17 protein-coding genes are annotated in these 18,249 nt (G+C 69.0%); 9 read left to right on the top strand and 8 right to left on the bottom strand.

Translation table 11 applies throughout. The features are described from left to right. Window positions 1-23: 23 nt before the first annotated feature. Window positions 24-1,031, top strand: a complete 1,008-nt coding sequence (locus WAF18_RS15490) for a class I fructose-bisphosphate aldolase (protein ID WP_183426679.1) — start codon at window positions 24-26, stop codon at window positions 1,029-1,031. A 122-nt stretch (window positions 1,032-1,153) separates the two neighbouring features. On the opposite strand, the gene WAF18_RS15485 is transcribed toward WAF18_RS15490, so the two are convergent. Next, window positions 1,154-1,672, bottom strand: coding sequence for an O-acetyl-ADP-ribose deacetylase (locus WAF18_RS15485; protein WP_337245894.1), 519 nt, complete (start codon window positions 1,670-1,672; stop codon window positions 1,154-1,156). Window positions 1,673-1,762: 90 nt separating this feature from the next. On the opposite strand from WAF18_RS15485, the gene WAF18_RS15480 reads away from it, so the two are divergent. Then, the gene (locus WAF18_RS15480) at window positions 1,763-2,221 is read left to right on the top strand and encodes a hypothetical protein (protein WP_337245893.1); all 459 of its coding nucleotides are present in this window, start codon (window positions 1,763-1,765) and stop codon (window positions 2,219-2,221) included. Between the two features lie 13 nt (window positions 2,222-2,234). Here WAF18_RS15480 and cysK read toward each other — a convergent pair whose 3' ends face one another. After that, a complete protein-coding gene (gene cysK, locus WAF18_RS15475; protein WP_337245892.1) occupies window positions 2,235-3,194 on the bottom strand; it encodes a cysteine synthase A in 960 nt (319 codons plus the stop codon). Window positions 3,195-3,496: 302 nt separating this feature from the next. Here cysK and WAF18_RS15470 point away from each other — a divergent pair, with 302 nt between their 5' ends. The 6 genes from WAF18_RS15470 (at window position 3,497) to WAF18_RS15445 (ending at window position 12,004) form a co-directional block, all read left to right on the top strand. Then, the gene (locus WAF18_RS15470) at window positions 3,497-4,483 is read left to right on the top strand and encodes an efflux RND transporter periplasmic adaptor subunit (protein ID WP_337245891.1); all 987 of its coding nucleotides are present in this window, start codon (window positions 3,497-3,499) and stop codon (window positions 4,481-4,483) included. Next, entirely contained in the window at window positions 4,480-7,614 is a 3,135-nt protein-coding gene (locus WAF18_RS15465; protein WP_337245890.1) for an efflux RND transporter permease subunit, read from the top strand. Before WAF18_RS15470 ends, WAF18_RS15465 begins: the two co-directional genes overlap by 4 nt. A 514-nt stretch (window positions 7,615-8,128) precedes the next feature. Next, window positions 8,129-8,677: a GNAT family protein gene (locus WAF18_RS15460; protein WP_337245889.1), complete on the top strand. Its 549-nt coding sequence runs from the start codon at window positions 8,129-8,131 to the stop codon at window positions 8,675-8,677. 129 nt (window positions 8,678-8,806) lie between these two features. Further along, complete coding sequence (locus WAF18_RS15455; RefSeq protein WP_337245888.1) at window positions 8,807-10,297, top strand: alanine/glycine:cation symporter family protein; 1,491 nt, start codon at window positions 8,807-8,809, stop codon at window positions 10,295-10,297. A gap of 1 nt (window position 10,298) precedes the next feature. Continuing rightward, on the top strand, window positions 10,299-11,198 hold the full coding sequence (locus tag WAF18_RS15450; RefSeq protein WP_337245887.1) for a TrmH family RNA methyltransferase: 900 nt from the start codon (window positions 10,299-10,301) through the stop codon (window positions 11,196-11,198). After that, complete coding sequence (locus WAF18_RS15445; protein ID WP_337245886.1) at window positions 11,195-12,004, top strand: class I SAM-dependent methyltransferase; 810 nt, start codon at window positions 11,195-11,197, stop codon at window positions 12,002-12,004. Before WAF18_RS15450 ends, WAF18_RS15445 begins: the two co-directional genes overlap by 4 nt. Window positions 12,005-12,013: 9 nt before the next feature. Here WAF18_RS15445 and WAF18_RS15440 read toward each other — a convergent pair whose 3' ends face one another. The 4 genes from WAF18_RS15440 to WAF18_RS15425 all read right to left on the bottom strand — a co-directional run bounded on the left by WAF18_RS15440 (window position 12,014) and on the right by WAF18_RS15425 (window position 15,071). Further along, window positions 12,014-13,447 (bottom strand): M28 family peptidase, encoded by a 1,434-nt coding sequence (locus WAF18_RS15440; protein WP_337245885.1) that lies wholly within the window; start codon window positions 13,445-13,447, stop codon window positions 12,014-12,016. Between the two features lie 95 nt (window positions 13,448-13,542). Further along, a complete protein-coding gene (mscL, locus tag WAF18_RS15435; RefSeq protein WP_183426689.1) occupies window positions 13,543-13,980 on the bottom strand; it encodes a large-conductance mechanosensitive channel protein MscL in 438 nt (145 codons plus the stop codon). Window positions 13,981-14,016: 36 nt separating this feature from the next. After that, a complete protein-coding gene (locus tag WAF18_RS15430; RefSeq protein ID WP_337245884.1) occupies window positions 14,017-14,742 on the bottom strand; it encodes a fumarylacetoacetate hydrolase family protein in 726 nt (241 codons plus the stop codon). 32 nt (window positions 14,743-14,774) lie between these two features. Then, a complete protein-coding gene (locus WAF18_RS15425) occupies window positions 14,775-15,071 on the bottom strand; it encodes a hypothetical protein (protein WP_337245883.1) in 297 nt (98 codons plus the stop codon). A gap of 78 nt (window positions 15,072-15,149) precedes the next feature. On the opposite strand from WAF18_RS15425, the gene WAF18_RS15420 reads away from it, so the two are divergent. Further along, window positions 15,150-15,500: a Rieske (2Fe-2S) protein gene (locus WAF18_RS15420; protein ID WP_337245882.1), complete on the top strand. Its 351-nt coding sequence runs from the start codon at window positions 15,150-15,152 to the stop codon at window positions 15,498-15,500. Between the two features lie 56 nt (window positions 15,501-15,556). Here WAF18_RS15420 and WAF18_RS15415 read toward each other — a convergent pair whose 3' ends face one another. Both WAF18_RS15415 and trmB read right to left on the bottom strand, forming a co-directional pair. Beyond that, complete coding sequence (locus WAF18_RS15415; protein WP_337245881.1) at window positions 15,557-17,407, bottom strand: SLC13 family permease; 1,851 nt, start codon at window positions 17,405-17,407, stop codon at window positions 15,557-15,559. A 98-nt stretch (window positions 17,408-17,505) separates the two neighbouring features. Further along, window positions 17,506-18,243, bottom strand: a complete 738-nt coding sequence (trmB, locus tag WAF18_RS15410; protein WP_337245880.1) for a tRNA (guanosine(46)-N7)-methyltransferase TrmB — start codon at window positions 18,241-18,243, stop codon at window positions 17,506-17,508. Between the last annotated feature and the right edge of the window lie 6 nt (window positions 18,244-18,249).

Below are 18,249 nucleotides of genomic sequence, written 5' to 3'. Positions count from 1 at the left end.
CCGCCGATGGACGTCACCGCCACATGAGCATCGAACAGCTTGCAGACATCGCCCAGGCCATGGTCGCCCCGGGCAAGGGCATCATCGCGATCGACGAGTCCACCTCCACCATCGCCAAGCGGTTCGAGGGCGTGGGCATCCCGAACAACGAGGAGAACCGTCGCGCCTACCGCGAACTGCTGCTGACCACGCCCAAGCTGTCGGACCACATCAGCGGCGCGATCCTGTTCGACGAGACGATCCGCCAGTCGACCAAGGACGGCGTGCCGTTCGCCAAGTACATGAGCGATCACGGCATGATCCCGGGCATCAAGGTCGACAAGGGCACGCACGCACTCGCCGGCTTCCCGGGTGAGCTCGTCACCGAAGGCCTGGACGGCCTGCGCGCGCGTCTGGAGGAGTACTACAAGCTCGGCGCCCGCTTCGCCAAGTGGCGTGCGGTGATCAACATCGGCGAGGACATCCCGTCGGGCACCTGCATCGAGGCCAACGCCCATGCGCTCGCGCGCTACGCCGCGCTGTGCCAGGAGCAGGGCCTGGTGCCGATGGTCGAGCCGGAAGTGCTGATGGACGGCAGCCACGACATCGAGACCTGCTACGAGGTCACCGAGGTCACGCTGCGCGCGCTGTTCGACGCGCTGTACAACCAGAACGTCATGCTCGAGGGCACGATCCTCAAGGCCTCAATGGTGCTGCCGGGCAAGGACAGCGGCGAGACCGCCGAGGTCGACGAGGTCGCCGAGGCCACGCTGATGTGCCTGAAGTCGGCGGTGCCGGCGATCCTGCCGGGCATCGTGTTCCTGTCGGGCGGGCAGAGCGACGAGCAGTCGACCGCGCACCTGGACGCAATGAACCGCCTTGGGCCGAACCCGTGGCCGCTGTCGTTCTCCTACGGCCGCGCGATGCAGCAGGCCGCGCTCAAGCTGTGGTCGCAGGACCTGGCCAACAACGTCGCCAAGGCCCAGGAGACGGTGTTCGCCCGCGCCCGCGACAACGGCCTGGCCGCACAGGGCAAGTGGAAGAAGGGCTGAGCCTCATCTTCCGTTCGCGCTTTGAGACGCCGGCCTTGCGCCGGCGTTTCGCGTTGTGGTCCCGCCCCGTCTGTCCGCTCGGGTCGCACCTGAGTCGGCGGCCTGACCGCGGGTCGTGCGGTTCAGGCCGCCAGTGCTGCGGTGTAGCGCGCCAGCATCGCGGGGTCGTGGCAGCAAAACAGCACGTTCAATGGGCCCTCGGCCAGGCACTCGCGCACCTGGGCGACGGCGATTGCGACCGCGGCCTCGGGCGGATAGCCATAGACGCCACAACTGATGGCCGGGAACGCGATCGACGCCAGTCCGTGTGCCTGCGCCAGCGCAAGCGCGTTGCGGTAGCAGGCGGCGAGCAGCGCGGGCTCGCCGTGCTGGCCGTCCTGCCAGATGGGGCCGACGGTGTGGATCACATGGCGTGCCGGCAACCCGAAGCCGGGCGTGATTCGGGCCTCGCCGGTCGGGCAGCGCACGCCAGGCCGTGATTCGGGCAGGGCGCGGCAGGCGCGCAGCAGGTCGGCCCCGGCTGCCCGGTGGATCGCGCCGTCGACGCCGCCGCCGCCGAGCAAAGAGGGGTTGGCGGCATTGACGATCGCGTCGACGTCGCAGCGGGTGATGTCGGCCTGCAGGGCGCGGAGACGGTCCATCGGCGCAGCATATCGATGGCGGCTGGATCGTGGCATCACACCGTCTGCGCGATGCTGGCCGCCGATCTTGTCCTTAAGAGCGACTATTCGATGAGCGATCGCGCGCCCCTGCACGTCCCATCCCCCGTCCACGACCTGATGCACCGCGGGCGCACGATCGAGGCGATCAAGGCGCTGCGCGATGCCAATCCGGGGCTGTCGCTGCGGGCCGCCAAGGACACGGTCGAGGCGCTCGATGGGCGCGACGACCCCTACCGCCCCTCATCCCAGGCGCGCCCCGTGGGCGAGGCGACCCTGCCCACCGAGGTCGCGGCGCGGATCGCGACGGGCAATACTGAGGACGCGGCGCGGCGCCTGCGCGAGCTCGACCCGGCGCTCGACGACGAGGCGGCGCGGCAGACGGTGTCCCGGCACGCCTCGCCGCTGCTGCGCGAGGCGCGCCAGGAGACCGTCGTCGTCGGCGACAGTGGCCGCTATGGCTGGCTGCTGTGGGTCGCGCTGCTGCTGGTGCTCGGTGTCGGTCTGGCGCTGTGGATGAGGCGGAGCTAGCGCCGGGTGGCGTTCAAGGCAGGCCCGCCAGCCAGTCGTCGTCCGAGCCTTCGTTGACGTCGGCGAACAGCGGCGTGGAGAAGTAGCGCTCGCCGGTGTCGGGCAGCATCGCCAGGATCACCTCGCCGTCGCTGGCGGTCCTGGCGACTTCGAGCGCGGCAGCGACGGTGGCCCCGGCGGAGATGCCGACGAAGATGCCTTCCTCGGCCGCGAGCCGGCGTGCGGTCTCGATCGCCAGCGCGTCGTCGATCGACAATAGTTGGGCGGCGATGTCGCGATTGAGCACCTCGGGCACAAAGTCCGGGGTCCAGCCCTGGATCTTGTGCGGCGCCCAGTCCTTGCCCTGCAGCATCGCGGCGCCCGCGGGCTCGACGGCGGTGACCTTGACCTCGGGGCGGGCGACCTTGAGGACTTCGCCCACGCCGGTCAGTGTGCCGCCGGTGCCCCAGCCGGTGACGAAGTGGTCGAGCCTGCGGCCGGCGAAGTCGCGCAGGATCTCGGCCGCGGTGGTGTTGCGGTGGTAGGCAGGGTTGGCGGGGTTGGCGAACTGGCTGGCGAGGAACCAGCCGTGCTGCTCGGCCAGTTCCCGTGCCTTGCGCACCATGCCCGAGCCGCGTTCGGCGGCCGGGGTCAGGATCACCTTGGCGCCGTAGGCGCGCATCAGCTTGCGACGTTCGATCGAGAACGTCTCGACCATCGTGGCGACGAACTTGTAGCCGCGCGCAGCCGCGACCATCGCCAGGGCGACGCCGGTGTTGCCCGAAGTGGCCTCGACGATGGTGTCGCCGGGCTTGAGCAGGCCGCGGCGCTCGGCGTCGAGCACGATGGCCAGCGCCAGACGGTCCTTGACCGAGCCGCCGGGATTGAAGGATTCGACCTTGGCGTAGAGTGTGACGTTGGCCGGCGCCAGCCTGTTCAGCCGGACGATGGGCGTATTGCCGACGGTGTCGAGGATGCTGTCGTACAGGGCCATGGAGAGAACTCGCGGGGCAGGCGCGGTGCGCGGTCGTCCCAGACTGCGACAAAACGCGCCGGTGGACCATGCGTTGACATGGAACGCTGTTTTTTCGACACCATCCGATGGCACGGTCGGCGTCACGGGGCAGCGGGTACACTCCCGCGCTTTCACCGTCTCAGGGTCTTCCCTTGTCCGAGCAAGCCCCAGGCCGCCGCGGCACCGTGTCGTGCGCGCTCGTCGCCCTCCTCGCATCGATGCTTGCAGCCTGCGGCAGCCCCGAGAGCGCGTCCCGCCCGGAGGGCGGTGCGGCGGTTCCGGTGACCACGACGGTCGCCGCGCTGCGCGACTGGAACGACACGGTCGCGGCGCTGGGCACGGTCAAGGCGCGCGAGTCGATCATGCTCACCGCGAAGGTCAGCGAAACGGTGCAGCGGGTGCACTTCGACAGCGGCGACGATGTCGACGCCGGCATGGTGCTGGTCACGCTGACCGGCAGCCAGCAGCAGGCGGCGCTCGAAGCGGCCGAGGCCGCGGCGATCGAGGCCGAGCAGCAGTACCGGCGCGGCGCGGGGCTGGTGGATCAGCAATTGATCGCACGCGCCTCGCTCGACACCCTGCGCGCGACCCGCGACGCCGCGCGTGCGAACGTGGCCGAGATGCGCGCCAACGTCGGCGACCGCACCATCCGCGCACCGTTCGCCGGTGTGCTGGGCATCCGTCAGGTCAGCCCGGGCGCCCTGGTCACCCCAGGCACCCCGATCGCGACGCTCGACGACATCTCGACCGTCTATGTCGATTTCCCCGTGCCCGAGACCCGGCTGGCGGCCATCGCGCCTGGCCAGCGCGTGTTCGGGCGCAGCGCGGCGTACCCGGCCGACGAGTTCGAGGGCGTGGTGCAGACGATCGATGCCCGCGTCGATGCCAACACCCGTGCGGTGACCGTGCGCGGCGCGTTCGGCAATCCCGACCGCCGGCTGCGCCCGGGCATGCTGATCCAGGTCCGCCTGCAGCAGCGTACCCGCCAGGCGCTGATGGTGCCCGAGATCGCGGTGATCCAGGTCGGCCGCGACACCTTCGTGTACCGCGTGCGCGAGGACGAGACGGTCGAGCAGGCGCCGGTCGAGATCGGCGTGCGCCAGGACGGCCTGGCCGAACTGGTTGAAGGCCTGACGCCGGGCGAGCGCATCGTGCTCGACGGCACCGGCAAGCTGCGGCCGGGCATGAAGATCGTCGAAGGCACTGTGCAGGAGGCCAAGGCGCAACCGGCCGAGGATGCCGACACGCCCAAGGACGACGTGCGATGAAACTGTCGGACGTCTCGATCCGGCGGCCCGTGTTCGCCGCGGTGATCAGCCTGCTCCTGGTGGCGCTGGGGATCATGGCGTTCACCCGGCTGACGCTGCGCGAGCTGCCGAACATCGATCCGCCGATCGTCTCGGTGGACGTCAGCTATCCTGGTGCCTCGGCGGCCGTGGTCGAGACCCGCATCACGCAGATCCTCGAAGACGCGTTGTCGGGCATCGAAGGCATCCGCACGATCGAGTCGCGCAGCCGCAACGGCCGCTCCGACGTCACCATCGAGTTCAACCTGACCCGCGACATCGAGGCCGCCGCCAACGACGTCCGCGACGCGATCAGCCGGGTCACCGACCGCATCCCGATCGAGGCCGACCCGCCGCAGATCTCCAAGGTCGAGGCCGACGCCGACGCGATCGTGTGGCTGAACTTGCGTTCGAGCACGATGAATACGCTCGAGCTGACCGACTACACCGACCGCTACATCCTCGACCGGCTGTCTTCGCTCGACGGCGTGGCGCGCGTGCAACTCAGCGGCGGCCATCGCTACGCGATGAGAATCTGGCTCGACCGCGACGAGATGGCCGCGCGCAACATCACCGCGGCCGACATCGAGAATGCGCTGCGCACCGAGAACGTCGAGCTGCCGGCCGGCCGGATCGAATCGCAGACGCGCGACTTCACGCTGCGCGTGGAACGCGGCTTCCGCGAACCTTCGCAGTTCGCGCAGATCCCCGTGCGCCGGGGCAGCGACGGTTACGTCGTACGCCTGGGCGATGTTGCGCAGATCGAGCTGGGCTCGGCCGAGCGGCGCTCCTACATGCGCAGCAACTCGGTCCCCAACGTGGGGCTGGGCATCGTGCGCACCTCGACCGCCAACGCGCTCGATGTCGCGCATGCCGCGCGCGCCGAGGCCGAGCGCATCCAGCAGACGCTGCCCGAGGGCACCGAGATCTTCGTCGCCTCCGACAACACCGTGTTCATCGATGCGGCGATCACCCGGGTCTACTGGACGCTGGGCGAGGCGATGGCGCTGGTGTTCCTGGTGATCTGGCTGTTCCTGGGCAGCCTGCGCGCGGCGCTGATCCCGGCGCTGACCGTGCCGGTATGCCTGATCGCCGCGTTCATCGCGCTCTACGTGTTCGGGTTCTCGATCAACCTTCTTACGCTGCTGGCGCTGGTGCTGTGCATCGGCTTGGTTGTGGACGATGCGATCATCGTGCTGGAGAACGTGCAGCGCCGCGCCGATCTCGGCGAGCCACCGCTGGTGGCCGCACGCCGCGGTACCGCGCAGGTCGCCTTCGCGGTGATCTCCACGACCGCGGTACTGGTCGCGGTGTTCCTGCCGGTCGGCTTCATGGAGGGCAACTCGGGGCGGCTGTTCCGCGAACTGTCGGTCGCGCTGGCCGGCGCGGTCGCGCTGTCGGCGTTCATCGCGCTGACGCTGACACCGATGATGTGCTCCAAGCTGGTGCGGCCGCATACCAAGCAGCGCGGCTTCAATGCATGGATGAACCGGCAACTGGCGCGCCTGGGCAGCGGCTACGGCCGGCGAGTCGATTCACTGGTCGCGTTGCCGGCCGGTCGCCTGCTGTTGCTGCTGGCCGCGGCGATCGCAGTGTGCGTGGCGGCCGCGGTGCTGCTGTTCGCACGCGTGCCCAGCGAACTGTCGCCGGCCGAGGATCGCGGGCGGTTCTTCGTCGGCGTCGACGGCCCAGAAGGCGCGGGCTTCGACTACACCGTCGGCCAGATGCAGCACGTCGAGGCGATCTTCGCGCCGCTGGTCGGCGACGACCAGCCGATCGCGCGCGCCAACTCGCGCGTGCCACGCGGTTGGGGTGGCAGCGAAGACATGCACACCGGCCAGGTGATCGTGTTCCTGCAGGACTGGAAGCACCGCAAGCAGAGCACCGTCGAGGTGGTCGAGACGCTGCGCGCCGAGTTCGCCAAGCTGCCCGGTGTGCAGGTGCGCGCCAACGTGCCGGGCGGTCTGGTCGGCAGCCGCGGCCAGCGCTACCAGTTGGTGCTCGGCGGACCGGACTACGCCGAGATCGCGCAATGGCGCGACCGCATGCTCGCGCGCATGCGCGCGAACCCCGGCATCCAGGATCCGGACTCCGACTACAAGGAAACGCGGCCGCAGATGCGCGTGGACATCGATCGCCAGCGCGCGGCCGACCTGGGCGTGTCGGTGCAGGAGATCGGACGCACGCTCGAGACGATGATGGGCTCGCGCCAGGTCACCACCTTCGTCGACAACGGCGAGGAGTACGACGTGCTGCTGCAGGCCGGTCGCGAGCGGCGCATGAACCCCGCCGACCTCGCCGACACCTATGTGCGTGGGCGCGACGACGCGCTGGTGCCGCTGGCCAACCTGGTCACGCTCAGCGAGATCGCCGAGCCCGGCAGCTTCAACCGCTTCAATCGGCTGCGCGCGATCACCATCAGCGCCGGGCTCGCGCCGGGCTACTCGATGGGCGAAGCGCTCGAATGGACCCGCCAGGTCGCCGCCGAGGAACTGCCCGACTACGCGCAGATCGATTGGAAGGGCGAGAGCCGCGAGTTCCAGGAAGCCGGCGGCGCGGTGCTGCTGACCTTCGCGATGGCGCTGATGATCGTCTACCTGGTGCTGGCCGCGCAGTTCGAGAGCTTCATCCATCCGCTGGTGATCATGCTGACCGTGCCGCTGGCGGTGCTGGGCGCGTTGCTGGGTCTGTGGGCGACGGGCGGTACGCTCAACCTGTTTAGCCAGATCGGCATCGTCATGCTGATCGGCCTGGCGGCCAAGAACGGCATCTTGATCGTCGAGTTCGCCAACCAGTTGCGCGACGAGGGCCGGAACGTCCGCGAGGCGATCGCCGAGGCCTCGGCGGTGCGCCTGCGTCCGATCCTGATGACCTCGACGGCGACCATTGTCGGTGCGATCCCGCTGGTCGTGGCCGGCGGCCCCGGTTCGGCGAGCCGGGCGACGATCGGCATCGTGATCATCTTCGGTGTCGCGTTCTCGACCCTGCTGTCGCTGTTCGTGGTCCCGGCCTTCTACGCCCTGCTCGCGCCATTCACGCGCTCGCCTGAAGCCCTGGCCCAGGAACTCGAGCGCCTGGAAGCCGAAACCCCCGCCGTCGGCGGTCGCGCCTGATCCGCGGCCGGTAAGCAGAAAGTTCTTTCCCCAAATGCGGGGGTGGGGCGCTCACTTCGGAGGGGCAGCGGCCTGCCAGCCGGAAGCCGCTCTCCCCTCGGTCAAGGCATCCTGCCTTGACTCGGGCGCGCGCCCGCTCCTCTTCGCGGCTCGGTCCGGCCCGGCGTAGCACGCCGGGCGTTCGCCCGCTCGCGCGGCATGCCGCGCAAACAGAGCGGGCTCACCCATGGCGCGCTTGACGCGGCCACCGACTGTCAGTCCGCCGCTATAGCCGTTTGAACCCCGACTTCGGGTGGACACAGACTCGCCCGCCGAAATAAGTCGCGCGCTGTGGGCCTCAGTGCGTTGTGCTGGTCGGGGAATGCGATAGCGGGCCATGGATGGTCCGCAGCGGCGAGTCAGAAATGGTGAGTGTGGGCTGCTTGCGCGGCATGCCGCGCAGGCCGTAAGAACGTTGTGCAATTCCGCGCGCGGTGCTGCACTCTGACCTCTGGTTCTCAGGTGGAGCATGGGGATGCGTTGGGATGGCGTGCGGATCGAGGGGGGCGGCTTCGTGCTGCGGCGCTGGCGTGACGGCGATCTCGAGGCGTTGCTGCGGCATGCCGACGATCCGCTGGTCGTGCGCGGGCTCAGCGATCGCTTTCCCAACCCCTACACGCGTGCCGATGGCGAGGCGTTCCTGGCCGGCAAGGTGGTCGATCTGTCCGGGCCGGTGCTGGCGATCGAGATCGACGGCGAGGCCTGCGGCAGCATCGATGCCCGGCAGGGGACAGGCGAGCGTGCGCATTCGGCAGAGCTCGGCTACTGGCTGGCGCGCGTGTACTGGAACCGCGGGATCATGCGCCGGGTGGTCGCGGCCTATGTGCCCTGGGTGATGGACGCACTCGGGCTGACGCGCCTGCAGGCCAACGTGCTTGATCTCAACCCGGCCTCGGCGCGGGTGCTCGTCTGCAGCGGTTTCGTGGAGGAGGGCCGGCTGCGTGGCGCGATACGCAAGGCCGATGGCGTGCACGATCTTCGCCTGTTCGGACTGCTGCGCGACGAGCCGCCCGAGTCGGGCTGACTCCTGGCGCCGGAAGGTGCAATGGCCGCCGCTGCGACAGTGCGTCGCATTCGGGCCCCTGATCGTGGAAAATCGATCCTTCGTGTGTCGTCCGCGTCATCCGCCCCCGTCCAGCCCGGAGCCAGATCGATGGATCAGTTGCTTACCGCCCTCAATGGTCTGATCTGGAGCAAGGCGCTGATCGCGCTGTGCCTGGGCGCCGGCCTGTGGTTCACGCTTCGCACCCGCTTCATGCAGGTGCGCGGCTTTGTCGAGATGACCCGGCTCACGTTCACCGGCCAGAAGTCCGATGCCGGTGTGTCCTCGTTCCAGGCGCTGGCGATGTCGATGGCCGGGCGCATCGGGATCGGCAATATCGCCGGCGTCGCCACCGCGATCGCGTTCGGTGGTCCGGGCGCGGTGTTCTGGATGTGGGTGATGGGCTTCCTCGGCGCCTCGACGTCGTACGTCGAGTGCACCCTGGCGCAGATCTACAAGGAGAAGGACGCCGAAGGTCGCTATCGCGGCGGTCCTGCGTACTACATCGAGAAGGCGATGGGCCTGAAGTGGTATGCGCTGGCGTTCGCATTCGCGACCCTGTTGGCGGCAGGCCTGCTGATGCCGGGCGTGCAGGCCAATGCGATCGCCGACAGCATCGCCAATGTCTGCGCCGGCAGCACGGTGTGCGGCGACCTGTCCGGTCAGTGGATGGGCATGGAAGCACGCACCGCGCTCAAGGCGGGCATCGGCATCGTCGTGGCGTTGATGCTGGCGGTGATCATCTTCGGCGGCGTCAAGCGCATCGCCGCGTTCGCCGAGCTGGTGGTCCCGTTCATGGCGATCGCCTACATCCTCACCGCGGTCACGGTGATGGTCATCAACTACGACTTCGTGCCGACGATGTTCCGCATCATCTTCGAGAGTGCGTTCGGCGTGCACGCCGGCTTCGGTGCCATGCTCGGGTTGGCCGTGGAGTGGGGCGTCAAGCGCGGCATCTACGCCAATGAGGCCGGTCAGGGCACCGGGCCGCATGCCGCCGCGGCGGCCGAGGTCTCGCATCCGGCCAAGCAGGGCTATGTGCAGGCCTGGGCGATCTACTTCGACACGATGCTGGTCTGCACCTCGACCGCGTTCCTGATTCTGGCGACCGGCATGTACAACGTCGTCGGCCCCGAGGGCGCGATGCTGCACGAAGCGCTGCCGGGTGTGGAGGCAGGGTCGGGCTTCGCGCAGGCGGGCATCGAGTCGATCCTGCCCGGCTGGGGCGCGATCTTTGTCGCGGTGGCGCTGTTCTTCTTCGCGTTCACCACGATCATGGCCTATTACTACATGGCCGAGACCAATCTGACCTACCTCAACAATCACGTCGCGCGTCCGGGCCGAACGCTGCTGCTGCGTCTGGCGATCCTGGGCATGGTGATCTTCGGTGCGGTCCGCAGCGCCGAGATGGCCTGGATGCTCGGCGACATCGGGGTGGGCCTGATGGCCTGGCTCAATATCGTCGCGATCCTGATCCTGCAGAAGCCGGCATTGCAGGCGCTGCGCGACTACGAGCAGCAGAAGAAGCAGGGGCTTGATCCCGTGTTCGATCCCGACAAGCTTGGGATCCGCAATGCCGATTTCTGGCGCAAGGTGCCCTGACATGACGAAGTCCCCGTGGTCCGGCAGCGGCCGCGACACGCCCCGCACGCCGGCGTCCACGCCGGGTCGTGACAGCCCATGGGGCACGCGCGCGCGCACGACGCCGCCGGCTGCAGCATCGTCACGGCCGACTCCTGCCGCGGCGTCTGCGGACGAATCAGGTGAGGACCGTCGCGAACTGCGCCTGTATGGGCGCAATGCGATCGAGGCGGTGTTCGCGCGGCGACCCGAGGCGATCCGCAAGCTGTATCTGCTCGAGGCGCGCATCCCGCAGCTGCAGCCGATGCTCAAGTGGTGCGCGGCCCACCGCGTGGGCTACCGCGTCGTCGGCGAGGACGACCTGCGCAAGCTCGCCGCGAGCACGCATCACGAGGGCATCGTCGCCGAGGTGTTGCGCGAAGCGCCGCTGTCGCTGGGCGACTGGCTGCAGGCCCTGCCCGAAGGGCCGGCCTGCGCACTGTGGCTCGACGGGGTCGGCAACCCGCACAACCTTGGCGCGATCCTCCGCTCGGCCGCGCACTTCGGCGTCGGTGCCGTGTTGCTGCCCCGGGAGGCATCGCTCGCGCTGTCGGGCGCGGCCGCGCGTGTTGCCGAAGGCGGCGCGGAGGCCGTGCGCTTCGTCCGCCTGGGCCGAGACGAGAACGCGCTGGCGCAATTGCGCAGCGCGGGCTTCGAGCTGGCCGCCACGGTCGTGCGCGGCGGCGAGGATCTGTTCGAGGCCGCGCTGCCGCCGCGGCTGATCTACGTGCTCGGCGCCGAGGGCGAGGGCATGGATGCCGCACTCGCCGAGGCCTGTGATATCAAGCTGGGTATCCCCGGCAGCGGCGCGGTCGAGAGCCTCAATGTCGCCTCGGCCACCGCCGTGCTGCTGGCGCAGTGGCGGCAGCAGCATCGGGCATGACGGTCTGGCGGGATCACGCTGCATGGCGTGACGCTGCCGCGGCGGCGCGGGCCGCCGATACCATCCTGTCGCTCGACGGTCGACCTCTTGCGGGTATCTGCGGCCTCTGCAGTGCATCCGCAGGATTCAACGCTGCGCTCGATCACGCGGATGCGCGCGAAGGTCTCGCGTGCTTGGCATGCGGCTGCAATGCGCGCCAACGTGCCGTAGGCAGCGTGCTGAAACAGCGGATGCGCGGACGTGTGCGACCGCGCATCCGCCTGACCGAGCAGGCGAGTCGCCTTTACCTGGCACTTCGCAGGTTGTTCCCGCGCACAAGTGGATCCGAGTTCGTCGTCAGTGCCACCAAGCGTTTGCGACTGTCGTTCTGGCTGCTGCGCAAGGGCATGCCGGAACTTGTACGGCACGAAGATGTCACCGCGCTCGGTTTCAAGGACGGCACGTTGGACGCGGTGGTCAGCCTCGATGTGCTCGAACACGTGCCCAACGCGTCACTCGCGTTGGCCGAACTGGCGCGGGTGATTGCGCCGGGGGGTGTTTTCGTGGGCACGGTGCCGTTTTACGAGGATGCGCCCGAAAGTTGCCGGATCGCGGAGCTGTCTTCCGATGGGCAGGTCATGTTTTCGGGTAAACCTGAGTACCACGGTGATCCACTCGGTGGCGGCGTGCCCTGCTTCCATCATTTCGGTTGGAGTCTGTTGCGCGATCTGCGTGATGCCGGTTTCCGAGACGCTGCGGCGCATCGTGTCCAAGATGCCGACGGCGGTCTGCCGCACGGCATCTGGGTGATCGTCGCCGAACGCTGAAGCTGTGTTTCAGTGCGCCCACGCGGCGTCCGCTTTGGGCGCGCTGCCGAAGCTTTCGTCGGACTCCGCGGCCAGCCATGCGAACACTGCATAGGCCGCGGTGTTCTGCGCGACCGCATCGGGGTCGACCTTGTCGAAGGTGTCGTTGGCGTTGTGGTGCAGGTCGAAGTAGTCGGTGCCGTCCTGGCCCAGCCAGCCCCAGGCGCCGCCCTTGGCCGCCAGCGGCGAGATGTCGGGGCCCGGGCTGCCCTTGTCCTGCAGATAGTCGATGCCAAGCGGACGCAGTACCTCGGCGATCGCGTCGCTGGTCGCGCGTTGTCCCGCCGGGGCGCTGGTGTTGAAGCCGTAGATGCGACCGGCGCCGAAGTCGCTCTCCGCACCGATCACGTGCCGGGCGATCACATCGGCGCCGCCGTGCGCGTCGGCATAGGCGCGCGCGCCGAGCAGGCCCTGTTCCTCGTTCGCGAACGCAACCACGCGCACGCTGCGCCGCGGACGCTGCGGCTGCTGCGCGATCAGGTGCCCGGCGGCCATCGTGATGCCCACGCCCGAGGCGTCGTCGACCGCGCCGGTGCCCAAGTCCCAGGAATCGAGATGGCCGGCGATCAGCACGATCTCGTCCGGGCGCTCGCGGCCGGTGAGTTCGGCGATGACGTTCTGCGAGGTGTAGGTACCGTTCCAGCCGCAGTCGAGCGCGAGGGCGACTTCGACCGGCCCCAGCCGCAGCAGGCGGGTCAGTTGGTCGGCATCGGGCAGCGACAATGCGGCTGCCGGGATCGGCGTGACGTCGGCATCGAAGCGGGTGATGCCGGTATTGGCGACACGGTGCGGGCTGGTGCCGATCGAGCGCATCAGGTAGGCGGCCGCGCCCTTGCGCGCGGCAATCGACGGTCCGCGGCTGCGGATTGCACCGGCGGCACCGTAGCCGCTGCCGTCGCGCGAGCGTGCCATCGGGATGTCGACAAACACGATGCGTCCGCGCAGCGTCGCCGGGTCGGCGGCCTCGAGTGCGGCGAGGCTGTCGAAGCGCACGATCTGCGCCGACACCTCGCCGCCCGGACTGCCGCCCAGTGCGGTGAGCACCAGCGGCTGGGCGTGGGCACCGACGACCGCCGCGCGCTCGCTGCGCCGCTCCCACTTCGGGAAGGTGACTGGTTCGGTCCATACCCGGTCGTAGCCGAGCTCGGCGAAACGCGCCTTGGCCCATTCGACCGCACGCGCATCGGCCTCGCTGCCCGGCAGGCGCGGGCCGATCTGCGTGGTCAGCGATTCGATCAGCCGGTAGGCGGTGCCGTCCTGCAATGCGCGCTCGCGCAGTTGCGCTGCGGCGTCCAGCGACGCCTGCGCGACCGCGGCCTCGCGTGCGTGGCTGGTGGCGGGCACCAGCAAGGCGCCGGACAACAGGGCGAAGGCGAGGACATTCAGAAGCGGGGCAGGACGCATGCGCGGTCTCCGGCTGGAATAGGAACGGGCCGTGCGCATTGTCGCGCGCGGCCCGTTCTGAGGCGATGTGCCGAAGGTCCGGCGTGGGATGCAGGTCAGGTGACCGGAGCGTCGGGCTTGCGAAGCGAATCGCGGATCTCGCGCAGCAGCTTCACTTCTTCGCTCGGCTCGGCCGGCTTCTGCTCGACCGGCGCTTCGGCCTGCTTGCGCTTGAGACGGTTGATGAAGCGCACCGCGATGAAGATCGCGAACGCGACGATGACGAACTGCACGATGGTGTTGACGACGTTGCCGATGCCCAGCACCAGCGCTGGAATCTCCTCGCCGGCTGCGTCCACCTGGGCTGCACGCAGTGTGATGGCCCATCGGGAGAAATCGATGCCACCGGTCAGCAGGCCGATGAACGGCATGATGAGGTTCTCGACGAGTGCGGTGACGATCTTGCCGAACGCCGCGCCGATGACCACGCCGACCGCGAGATCGATGACGTTGCCGCGGACGGCGAATTCCCTGAATTCGGCGAGTATGCCCATGATGTCTCCTGCGCTTTAAGTGGAATGCGCGCAGGACTATAGCGGCGGCGCAGTGACCTTGCAGTGGAGCTCGAGCACATCGTCGAGCCGGGCGACGCAGACATCGCCCGGATGCAGGGCGGCGACGCCGGCCGGCGTGCCCATGAACACCACGTCGCCAGCGCGCAGCGCGAACAGCTTGGACAATTCGTGCAGGATCTCGGGCACATCCCAGATCAGCTGCGCGAGCGTCGACGATTGCCGCAGCACACCGTTGACCTCCAGCGACAACGTCCGCGGTGCCAGCGCGCCGATGACAGCCGCGGGCACCAGTTCGCCGACCGGCGCCGAGGCGTCGAAGCCCTTGGCCACGTCCCAGGGCAGGCCCTTGGCCTTGGCGGCGGCCTGCAGGTCGCGACGGGTGAGGTCCAGGCCGACGGCGTAGCCGTAGACGAGCTCGGCAGCGCGGTCGACCGGCAGGTCGCCGGGCGGCGCGTCGCGGCCGATCGCCACGACCAGTTCGACCTCGTGATGCAGTTCGCGCGTGGCACTCGGGTAGGGCACTTCGCCGGAGGTCACCACCGCATCGGCGGGCTTGGCGAAGAACACCGGCGTACCGCGCTCGGCCTTCGAGGCGGGCGCCTGGGCGCCCATCTCGCGGGCGTGGTCGGCGAAATTGCGGCCGACGCAGTACACGCGCCGGATCGGAAACTGGCCGCCACCGCGCACAGGCAGGCGGGTCGGCGCCGCAGCGGGCACCACGTCGTACGACGGATCGGTCATCGGCTCAGATCGGGATGCGGGCGCTGCAGCGCTCAGCGCAGCAGCGGCTGGTCGCGATTGCGCACGACGCGGTACTCGGCCTCGACGATGCGGTCGTCCCGGGCCGGCGACGCGTCGCCACGCACCAGCAAGCGGCGCGCAAGCCCGAACAGCAGCATCGCCGCGCCGACGAACAGGCCGGCCACCAGCAACACCGCGAGCAGGGCGACGCCGACCAGGCCCAGCAACACCCGCAACACCGGGTGCCGCGGCTTGCGCGGCGCGAACACCGCGCGGACACCGGAGGCATCGAAACGGGCGTGAAGATCGCGGAAGAAGGCGTTGGACATGGCGGCTGCAATGCTCGTGACACAATGGCCGGGTGGGCCGAGGGGTCCAGTATCGGTCGGTCGTCGCCCGGAGTTGTAATGCCTTCGTTAAATTCATGTGACGGTGCCCGTCTGCTCGCACTCGATGCCATCGCCGATGGCGGCTTCGCCGAGGCGGAAGGCGTCGTCGATGGCGAAGCCGAGTCGCTGGTGCTGCACCGTGACGGCGGCGAGGTCCGCGCCTGGCTCAATATCTGTCCGCACGCCGGCCGTCGGCTCGACTGGGCGCCCGGTCAGTTCCTGGCCTCCAAGGACGGGCATCTGGTCTGCGCCGCGCACGGCGCGAGTTTCCGCACCGACGACGGCGTCTGCGTCGCCGGGCCGTGCAAGGGTGAGGCATTGCGCGCCGTGTCCGTGCAGGTGCGCGAGGGGCAGGTGGTGCTGGGCTGAGCGCCGCGGGCTGGACGGCAGTACGCGCCGGCAGCCGGGCGTCGCCGGTCGAGCCCTCAGTCGAACAGCAGGTTGACCATCAGCACCACGATCGCGGTGTACATCAGCGAGATCGGCAGCCCGATCCGCCACAGCTGCTTGGCCGTATAACCGGCCGGGCCGATGATCATCGACATCACCGGATTGGACTGGGTGACGAAGTTGTTGGACGCCGACAGCGCGACGATCAGCGCGAATGCGGTCGGGTTGCCGCCGGCGGCCAGGGCCAGATTGATCGCCAGCGGGACCACGACGATCGTCGCGCCGACGTGGCTGATGACCAGCGAGAACGCGGTGGTCAGCAGCGCGACCGCGATCTCCAGCAGCCAGACCGGCAGCCCGGTCGGCAGCCGTTCGATGCTGTGGCCGGCGACCCAGGCCGCTGCGCCGCTCGAATCCATCGCCCAGCCCAGCGGAATCAGACAGGCCATCAGGAACACGGTCTTCCAGTTGATCGCGCTGTAGGCCTCGTCCATCTTCAGCACGCCGAACACCAGCATGCCCGCCACGCCGGTCATCAGCGCCACCGAGGTGGGGATGCGGGAGGACAGGGCGATCAGCATCGTCACCGCAAAGATCGCCATCGCGATCTTGAACTTGTGCGGCCGCTGCTCGCCCTTGGGATAGTCGGTCACGATCAGGAAATCGAGCGACTTGGCGGTACGCGCCAGGTCCTGCCAGATGCTGTGCAGCACCAGCATGTCGCCGGCGCGCAGGGTCATCTTGCGCACGTTCTCGCGCAGCACGGTCTTGTCGCGATTGATCGCCAGCAAGCGGACGCCGTACTTCTTGCCCAGGCTCAGCTCGGCGGCCGACTTGCCGATGAATTTCGAGGTCGGCGGAATCACCGCCTCGGCGATGCCGGCACGACTGGGATTGAACAGGTCGCCGAAGTGCCGCAGCCGCGAACTCATGCGCAGGAACTGGTTCTGCGCGAAGTCGGCCACCTGCTGCCGTGGGCCCATCGCACCGAGCACGCTGCCCACCCAGATGCGCGAATCGGCCGGCGGGGCCAGGCGCGACTCGTTCTCGGACTTGAGCGCCAGCAGCAGCGGCGCGTGGTGGATCGCCTCGGCCTCGGCGAACGTCATGCCCACCAGCGGGCTTTCGGCGGTGACCACCAGTTCGAAGACGTCGCCTTCGATGCCGTAGGCGCTGGCGAAGTAGCTCTGGGTGCGCGCCGGGGTCACCGGGCCGTCGCCGCCGTCGCTCAGTTCGCCCAGTTGCCGGTTGCCGAAGAAGTGGAAGTAGGCGAGCCCGGCGATCAGCAGCGCCAGGCCGATCGGCAGCGGCGCGAACATGTTCAGCGATTCCAGCGTCGCCGCGCCGGAGGGCATGTTGGCGTTGGCCGCGGTCAATAGATCGTTGAGCAGGATCAGCGGCGAGTTGCCGACCATCGTCAGCGCGCCGCCCATGACGATGGCCACGCAGACCGGCAGCAGAATCTGCGCCAGGCGCAGCCCCGAGCGCGACGCCAGTCGCGCGGCGACCGGCATGTACAGCGCCATCACCGACGGGTTCTGCATGACCGAGGAATTGAGGCCGGCGGTGGCCGCGGTCAGCAGCAACAGGCGGTTCTCCATGCCCTTGGCGCGTCGCAGCAGCCAGCCCGCGAGGCGGTTGAGCGCGCCGGTGCGGTCCAGGCCCATGCCCAGGATCATCGTCGCGATGACGCTGATCACCGCGTTGGAGGAAAAGCCGTTGAAGACATCCTCGGGCGCCACCAGGCCGGTCAGGCCCAGCATCACCAGCACCACCAGCGCCACCAGGTCCGCGCGCACGCGCTGGAACAGGAACAGCACCATCGTCAGCCCCACCAGGGCCAGGACGATCTTCATATCGGTGGTGAGTGCCAGGCCGGTGTCCATCAGGGCGATGACGCTTTCCGACGCGACGGGGACCGGCGCAAGCCAGTGTGCTTCCGCGCCGGAGAGGCGCCCTGCTGGTCCCGATCACGCATCACGGATCATGGGTCCCGGTCGTAGAGCAGATCCCAGACCCCGTGGCCCAGTTTCAGGCCGCGGCTCTCGAAATGCGTCTGCGGGCGCCACGGCGGTCGCGGCACATGGCCGCGTGGGCCGACGCGGTTGCGCAGGCCGGGCGTGGCGTCGAGCACGTCCCACATCTGCTCGGCGTAGTCCTGCCAGTCGGTCGCCAGATGCAGGCGCCCGCCCAGCCGCAGCTTGGTCACCAGCAGCGCGGCGAACGCGGGCTGTACCAGGCGGCGTTTGTTGTGGCGCTTCTTGTGCCAGGGATCGGGGAAGTAGATCCGGATCTCGTCGAGCGCGCCGTCGGCGATCTCGTTGCGCAGCACCTCGACCGCATCGTGGTGGTACACGCGGACGTGATCGCTGCCGTCCTCGGCCAGGCCATTGAGCACGCGGCCCACGCCCGGCGCATGCACTTCGATGCCGATATGGTCGCGGGCCAGGTCCATGCGCGCCGAATGGCGCAGCGCCTCGCCGTTACCGAAGCCGATCTCCAGGATCCGCAAGGCCTGCCGCCCGAACACGGCGTCGAGGTCGCGCGGCGTGCCGGTGTAGTCCAGGCCGAAGCGCGGCCAGGCATCGTCGAATGCGCGCTGCTGCGCCGGCGTGAACCGGCCCTGGCGCAACACGAAGCTGCGCACTTCGCGCCGGCCCTCGGTCACCGTGAACGGCTTGGGCGGCGCCTTGGCGCCTTCGCTGGAGAACGGGTCGGTCATCGCGCG

The sequence above is a fragment of the Luteimonas sp. gir genome (assembly GCF_037198055.1).
Taxonomy (GTDB): domain Bacteria; phylum Pseudomonadota; class Gammaproteobacteria; order Xanthomonadales; family Xanthomonadaceae; genus Luteimonas; species Luteimonas citri_A.
This window is presented reverse-complemented; position numbering and strand designations above follow the sequence as displayed.